This window comes from Ruminococcus difficilis, from assembly GCF_016680995.1.
The window spans coordinates 1-6,714 of sequence record NZ_JAEQMG010000028.1 but is presented as its reverse complement, the minus strand read 5'-3'; the positions used below and the strand labels follow the sequence as shown (position 1 = coordinate 6,714).

The 6,714-nt window shown below is 51.0% G+C and carries 6 protein-coding genes; 3 read left to right on the top strand and 3 right to left on the bottom strand.

The window, feature by feature from the left end:
• The first annotated feature begins 16 nt into the window (after positions 1-16).
• Entirely contained in the window at positions 17-1,081 is a 1,065-nt protein-coding gene (locus JKK62_RS01600) for a carcinine hydrolase/isopenicillin-N N-acyltransferase family protein (RefSeq protein WP_201426666.1), read from the top strand.
• Positions 1,082-1,122: 41 nt separating this feature from the next.
• On the opposite strand, the gene JKK62_RS01595 is transcribed toward JKK62_RS01600, so the two are convergent.
• Complete coding sequence (locus JKK62_RS01595; protein WP_201426665.1) at positions 1,123-1,527, bottom strand: RrF2 family transcriptional regulator; 405 nt, start codon at positions 1,525-1,527, stop codon at positions 1,123-1,125.
• Between the two features lie 130 nt (positions 1,528-1,657).
• On the opposite strand from JKK62_RS01595, the gene JKK62_RS01590 reads away from it, so the two are divergent.
• Together JKK62_RS01590 and nifU are read left to right on the top strand one after the other, a co-directional pair.
• Entirely contained in the window at positions 1,658-2,848 is a 1,191-nt protein-coding gene (locus JKK62_RS01590; protein WP_201426664.1) for a cysteine desulfurase family protein, read from the top strand.
• 18 nt (positions 2,849-2,866) lie between these two features.
• The gene (gene nifU / locus JKK62_RS01585) at positions 2,867-3,253 is read left to right on the top strand and encodes a Fe-S cluster assembly scaffold protein NifU (RefSeq protein WP_201426663.1); all 387 of its coding nucleotides are present in this window, start codon (positions 2,867-2,869) and stop codon (positions 3,251-3,253) included.
• Positions 3,254-3,321: 68 nt separating this feature from the next.
• On the opposite strand, the gene ltrA is transcribed toward nifU, so the two are convergent.
• Positions 3,322-4,731 (bottom strand): group II intron reverse transcriptase/maturase, encoded by a 1,410-nt coding sequence (ltrA, locus tag JKK62_RS01580; protein ID WP_201426662.1) that lies wholly within the window; start codon positions 4,729-4,731, stop codon positions 3,322-3,324.
• A 449-nt stretch (positions 4,732-5,180) separates the two neighbouring features.
• Positions 5,181-6,692, bottom strand: a complete 1,512-nt coding sequence (locus JKK62_RS17420) for a CAP domain-containing protein (RefSeq protein ID WP_243411718.1) — start codon at positions 6,690-6,692, stop codon at positions 5,181-5,183.
• Positions 6,693-6,714 lie beyond the last annotated feature (22 nt).

Sequence of the window (6,714 nt, the reverse complement as noted above, 5' to 3'; positions counted from 1 at the left end):
TTAGGAGAGTGCCAAAATGAAAAAGAAAAGCAAGGCAAAGAGAATTATTAAAATATCGCTGTTCAGCCTTTTGGGCGCGCTTGTGGTGACAATCGCGGCAGCCGCGTTCATCCTGTACGGACGAATCGCGACGATGGCGAGCATAAAGCATGTCGGCAGCGATTTGTACACGATGAATTTTCAGCAGGACTACCACCTCGACAAGGCTCTCGAATCGAACATCAAGACCGAGAACGATTTGCTGAAATTCGTCTGCGACGATATGTTTTTCGGTTATCAGATCGACGGTAACCTCGAGAAATACGCCTGCAGCGCCTTCGTCACCAAAACTCCCGACGGCAAGTACCTCGGCGGTCGCAGCTTCGGCTTGGGCGGCACCGACACCATCTGCGTTTACACCCATCCCAACAACGGCTACGCTTCGATTACCACCGCTTCCACCGATATGCTCAACGTCGGTGAGGGCAGCGCCTATGCGACCACGAGTCTTGAGGGCAGAGCCGCCATGCTTGCCGCGCCTTATCTCGGGGTGGACGGAGTGAACGAAAAGGGCTTGTTCGCCGCGCTTCTCGACCTCGACATGGGCGAAACCCACATGGACACCGGCAATCCCGACCTGACCGTGACGATGGCGATCAGGCTGCTTATGGACCGCGCCGCGACGGTTGACGAGGCGGTCGAGCTGCTCGGAAATTACGATATCCACACCGGTCACGGCTGGACGCAGCATATCTTCGTTGCCGACGCAAGCGGCGACGGCGCGGTAATCGAATGGCACAAGGGCAAGATGAAGTTTGTAAAAAGCCCGATCTGCACCAATTTCAGGCTCACCACCGGATTGGCGGAGCTTGGCCCCACAGGTAACTGCGAACGCTTTGACACTTTGTACAAGGCGCTCGGCGAAAAGTCCGAAAACACCGCTGAGGACGCTATGGATTTGCTCGAGGACGTCAAGCAGGAGGTGGACGAGAATATTCACACCGAGTGGTCGATCGTCTATCACCTGACGGACTTCTCGATGGATATCTCCGTCGATATGGATTTTGACAACGTGTATCACCTTGATATAAAGGATTTCTGAAAAATGCGGCAGACCTCATGTCCTCTCGAGGTCTGCCGCGTTTATTTTTGCTCTGTCAGGTCTGTCAGCTTTTTTGAGTAGAAGAAGTCGTGAATCATTTGGTTAAGCTCCGACCACATCGGCAGCGTCGCGCAGCCTTCGGCACGCGGACACTGTTCGGCGCTTTCCGATAGACAGGCTACAACCGCGAGGGTTCCCTCGGTTACGGTCAAAATCTCGCCGACCGAGTATTCCCCGGGCTTTCGCGAGAGCTTATAGCCGCCGCCCTTGCCGCTCACGCCTATCAGCAGCTTTGCGCTCACCAGCTCTTTTACTATCATTTCGAGGTATTTTTTTGAGATTCCCTGACGCTCGGCTATCTCCTTGAGCGGAATATAGCTGTCGGAATTTTGCTCCGCGAGGTCCATCATAACCCTGAGAGCGTATCTTCCCTTTGTGGATATCATGGCTTTCACTCCTTCTTACCTATTGTACCACAGGTTAAATAGGTAAATCAAGTGGTTTTCGAATATTTACCTATTGACATAGTAGGTGAATAGGTGTATAATTCATTCAGACAACAAAGGAGGAACCGCCATGAAGATATATGCGGACAACGCCGCGACTACCAAAATGAGCCAAACGGCTATCGATACAATGCTCGACTGTATGCAGAACGTCTACGGCAACCCGTCGAGCCTGTACACCCTCGGACAAAAGGCAAAGGAACGCCTTGAGAAAACCCGCGAGGAAATCGCGAAAATCATTAACGCCGAGCCGCGTGAGATAATCTTTACCTCGGGTGGCAGCGAGGCTGACAATCAGGCGATAATCTCGGCTGCGAATATCGGTAAGAAAAAGGGAAAGACCCATATTATTTCAACTGCATTTGAGCACCACGCCGTGCTCCACACCCTCAACAAGCTCAAAAAGCAGGGCTTTGAGATTACGCTTCTGCCCGTTCACGAAAACGGAGTAGTCGACGTAAACGAGCTTGAGGCGGCAATCAAAGACGAAACCATCCTCGTCACGGTAATGACCGTCAACAATGAAATCGGCACCATCCAGCCCATCGCGGAAATCGGCGCGGTTTGCAGAGCGCACGGCGTTATCTTCCACACCGACGCGGTTCAGGCGGTCGGACATCTTCCTATCGACGTAAAGGCGCAGCAGATCGATATGCTCTCGGCTTCGGCGCACAAGTTCCACGGCCCCAAGGGCGTAGGCTTTTTGTACGCCAAAAAGGGAGTTGTGCTCAGCAACCTCATCGAGGGCGGCGCTCAGGAGAGAGGCAAACGCGCAGGCACCGAAAACGTCGCGGGAATAGTGGCTATGGCGGCGGCTCTCAAAGAATCTGCAGCGAATATGGACGGCGACAAAGAACGCCTGACGAAGGTTCGCGATTATCTGATAAAGGGTCTCTCTGAAATTCCGCACAGCGCGCTCAACGGCGACGAAAAACAGAGAATTTACAGCAACGTCAACTTCTGCTTCGAGGAAATCGAGGGCGAATCGCTGCTGATTCTGCTTGACCGCAAGGGAATCAGCGCTTCATCGGGCAGCGCCTGCACCTCGGGTTCTCTCGATCCCAGCCACGTACTGCTCGCGATCGGACGTATCCACGACGTAGCGCACGGTTCGCTCAGACTGAGCCTTGAGGAAAACGCGACGATCGAGGAAGCGGATTATATAATCGAAGCGGTCAAAGAGGTGGTAGCGCACCTGAGAAGCTTCTCGCCCGTATGGCGCGATCTCGTTTCGGGCAAAAAAGAATTTATCTTGAAGTAAACAAGGGAGGAATTTACCATGGCATTATACAGCGATAAAGTAATGGATCACTTTTTGCAGCCGCGCAACGTAGGCGTTATTGAGGACGCGGACGGCGTAGGCGAGGTAGGCAACGCAAAGTGCGGAGACATTATGAAGATGTACCTGAAAATCGACGACGATATCATCACCGACGTGAAATTCGAAACCTTCGGCTGCGCCAGCGCGATCGCGTCCAGCTCGATGGCTACGGAGCTTATCAAGGGCGCAAGCGTAGAGGACGCTATGCAGCTTACCAACAAAGCCGTAGCAGAAGCGCTCGATGGTCTGCCGGCGTACAAAATGCACTGTTCCGTCCTCGCCGAGGAAGCGATTCAGGCAGCGCTCGAGGATTATAAAAAGAAAAAGGAACAAACAATCGAGTAGGAGGGGGATTTGAATAATCCCCCGACCTCTCACACCACCGTGCGTACCGTTCGGTACACGGCGGTTCCTTAGTTTTCACATACTTGCAGATAATAGCCGGTCAAGGATATATATCCGAGATTGGCTATTTCTTTGTTTGTAAGTGCTTGGTTCAGCACTTCTGCCGAACGCCATATGCCTTTGCGGCAGTTCGCGATTTCAAACACTATCCTTTCGGGCAAGTTGAGATTCCTGAGCTTTTGTATTCTCGTTCGTACTTTCTTCCACTGTTTCCAGTAGATAGCCCTAATTCTGTGTCTCAACCATTTATCCGTTTCCTTTAACAGTTGTTTCATATCTGCCAGCTTAAAGTAGTTTACCCAACCCTTAATAAACTGTTTCAGTTTAAGTATTCGGTTTTCGTTACTCCAAGCATTGCTTCTATCCGTTAGCTCCCTAAGTTTCTTCTTCATCTTTTTCACCGACTTCGGGTGTACTCTGAATCGAAATCCTTTATGCCTGTAGAACGAATAGCCCAGATACTTCACCTTGCTGATGTAAGCTACACAGGTTTTCTCCCTGTTTACCTTGAGAAATAATTTCTCCTCGATATACGGCAGGATATTCCTTAGAGTGCGTTCGGCGCTTTTCCTGCTCTTGCAGAAAATCATACAATCATCTGCATAGCGCACAAAGCGGTGTCCCCTGCGCTCCAATTCCTTATCCAACTCATTCAGCATGATATTACTTAAAAGCGGACTCAACGGTCCTCCTTGGGGCACGCCGACCTCTGTCTTTTCAAACAATCCCTTGGACACTACTCCCGCGTTCATATACTTGTGTATGAGCGAGATGACTCTGCCGTCCTTTATGGTTCTTGACAGCACTTCGATTAGTTTGCTCTGACATACGTTGTCAAAGAACTTTTCCAAGTCCATATCCACCACATAGACGTAGCCTTCGTTTGCGTTCCTTTGGCATTGTTTCAATGCGTCATGCGCACTCCTTTTCGGGCGAAAGCCGAAGCTGTTTTCCGAAAACTGTTTCTCGAAAATCGGTGTTAATACCTGTGTGATTGCCTGTTGATATACACGGTCAACTACTGTCGGTATTCCCAGCTTTCTATACTTCCCCTTTTCTTCCTTGGGTATCTCTACCCTTCTGACAGGATTGGGCTTGTATTTACCCTCTAATATCTGTTGGTTAAGGTCTTTGCCGTGTTCTCGCAAGTACGTTAGAAGTTCTTCCACGCACATTCCGTCTACACCGCCCGAGCCTTTGTTGGATTTTACTTTCTTGTACGCCTTGTTAAGGTTATCTCTGTGTAAAATCTTCTCCAACAGCCCTGCCCTTTGCAAGTCTGTGATGATGTCGGTGTTTTCAGCAATCTTCCGACAAACGGACGCCTCTGCATATTCTCCCTGTTCCGCAGTTTCCTTTTGCAGTTGACCTTCTCTTTGAAGTTGTCTGTCCTTAAATTTGCCTTCGGTTACTTTCATTTCCTGACATCTCCTAAAGTTCTGCCCTTCCCGTGACGTTTGCAACCGTCTCGGTACTATGGCTTCTGCTGACTTCTCGTCATTCGTTGTTACTACGGCTTCTTACTCTGTTTCCGCCGCTGACGAGACCTCCCCGAGTACCACACGTTTCTTTCCCTGCATATATCTGCCACATTTACTATGCACAGTTCCGTACAGCTATTGGGCTTCGGTCTGTTTTGCGACCTTACCCCCATACACAGCCTGATGTGATTTCTGTTCGTCAGACCACAGGTTTGCCTACACCTTCCTTCAGATTCCGCCTCACGGCGGACACCCTTGGTGTTCAGCTATATCCTTCCCGCTGTCGGGCGGATTTGGGACTTTCACCCTTTAGAAACGTGCGCCGTCGGGCGCACAAATATACCCGGTTATAGATTGAATCTATAACCGGGTACGGCAAATAGTATTTAATTAATAAAGAACTGCGACCAGTAGAGAACACCACCGCTCTCTAAACAACCGATTCCTATTTTTCCGAATGACGCGGACAGAATATTCTCTCTGTGACCTTCCGAATTCATCCAGCCGTTCACTACCGCTTCGGGCGTGGGATACCCGTAAGCTATATTCTCGCCCGCCGAACGATAGGAAACACCAAGCTCGCTTGCGGCGGTAAAGCACGAGCTGCCGTTTGGTCTGGTGTGGGAGAATGATTGAACGATCTCCTTTGCACGCAGGTGTGCGACCTGAGTCGCTCCGCTGTCCTTTACAAACGGAGAAAGTCCGTATTTCGCTCTTTCGGCGTTTACAAGCCGAAGCACCTGAGCTTCATACGCAGTATTAAACTCTGCTGAATCCGTTTGCGGCGGAACAGCGGGCTCTGTGGGGTTTACAACAGGCTCTTCGGTTGCCGCTTCGGTAGGAGCCTCAGTAGGAGCTTCGGTGGGAGCCTCGGTGGGAGTCTCAGCCGGCAGGTTCAGTCTCTCTCTTACGAGGTCGAGCCACGGATACTTAACGGTCTTGGTCTGCTCAACACCGTCCTCAACAGTGGTGGTGGTGATGGAAGAATATCTGTAGACATCCTTCAGTGTGCCGTCAGACTTGAGGTCGTCCGCGCCGTCAACATGCTCATAGGGAACGCCTTCGTCGATCTTGGCGCTGAATTTCTCTACATATGTGTCATAAACTTCTTTGTTGGTGGTGCCGAATTTCTGCAGAACCGGAGCGATCTTCGTCCATGTGAACGAAGGCTCGTTGACGGGGTTGGGCAGATAGGTCTGCAATGCGTTTGCCATTTCGAGAGATGCAGGCGCGTTGCCGGGATTCATACCGTCGATGTAAGCGCAGAGGGTCGAAACCTTTCTCAGCGGAGCGCCGACGCCATTGTCGGAGTGCGCGAGATAGTCGATCTTCTGGGAGTTTGCGGTGTTCTCACGAACAACAGCAGGCTCGTCTACCTTGTAGGTGTGACCGAGCAGAGTGGAGTTGAAATACAGGTCGCAGGTCTGATAGCCTTCGGTGTTGGGCTGGAGCAGGTCTGCCTGACCGGCGTTCGCCTTGGTGGAGAACAGGATGCCGTACTCGGCGCCCTCTTCCATCTCGCCCTGTCCGCTCTCGGTAATATCGAAGAAAAAGACGTTAGCGCCCGCCTTTTCCGACATCATACTGGTGGAGGGAGCCTCCCATGATTTGCTCTTTACTTCATTCTGGTTGCCGTAGATAGAATAGTAGTTGCAAAAAACATTGACCGTCCACTTTCTCGCGTTGCGCTTAACAGACGAAACAGGGCCCCAAACAGCGTCAGGATACTGGAAAAACACTACCTGATGACCGTTTGCTATTCTGGTCGCAGCGGTGTCAATGCCTGTCGCTTCCGAATCAACAGGAGCCGCCGATGCCGAGATAGCAGCCATGCTAAAGCACGATGTAGCCAACAAGCCGGAAAGGATCAGGCTGATGGCCTTTGATGATTTTCTCATCGAAAATTAGATCGGAAGAGCG

Bases quoted from the DNA above. Each gene is read 5' to 3' on its own strand.
- JKK62_RS01600 (WP_201426666.1), top strand. From the start codon at position 17: ATGAAAAAGAAAAGCAAGGCAAAGAGAATTATTAAAATATCGCTGTTC.
- JKK62_RS01595 (WP_201426665.1), bottom strand. From the start codon at position 1,527: ATGATATCCACAAAGGGAAGATACGCTCTCAGGGTTATGATGGACCTC.
- JKK62_RS01590 (WP_201426664.1), top strand. From the start codon at position 1,658: ATGAAGATATATGCGGACAACGCCGCGACTACCAAAATGAGCCAAACG.
- nifU (WP_201426663.1), top strand. From the start codon at position 2,867: ATGGCATTATACAGCGATAAAGTAATGGATCACTTTTTGCAGCCGCGC.
- ltrA (WP_201426662.1), bottom strand. From the start codon at position 4,731: ATGAAAGTAACCGAAGGCAAATTTAAGGACAGACAACTTCAAAGAGAA.
- JKK62_RS17420 (WP_243411718.1), bottom strand. From the start codon at position 6,692: ATGAGAAAATCATCAAAGGCCATCAGCCTGATCCTTTCCGGCTTGTTG.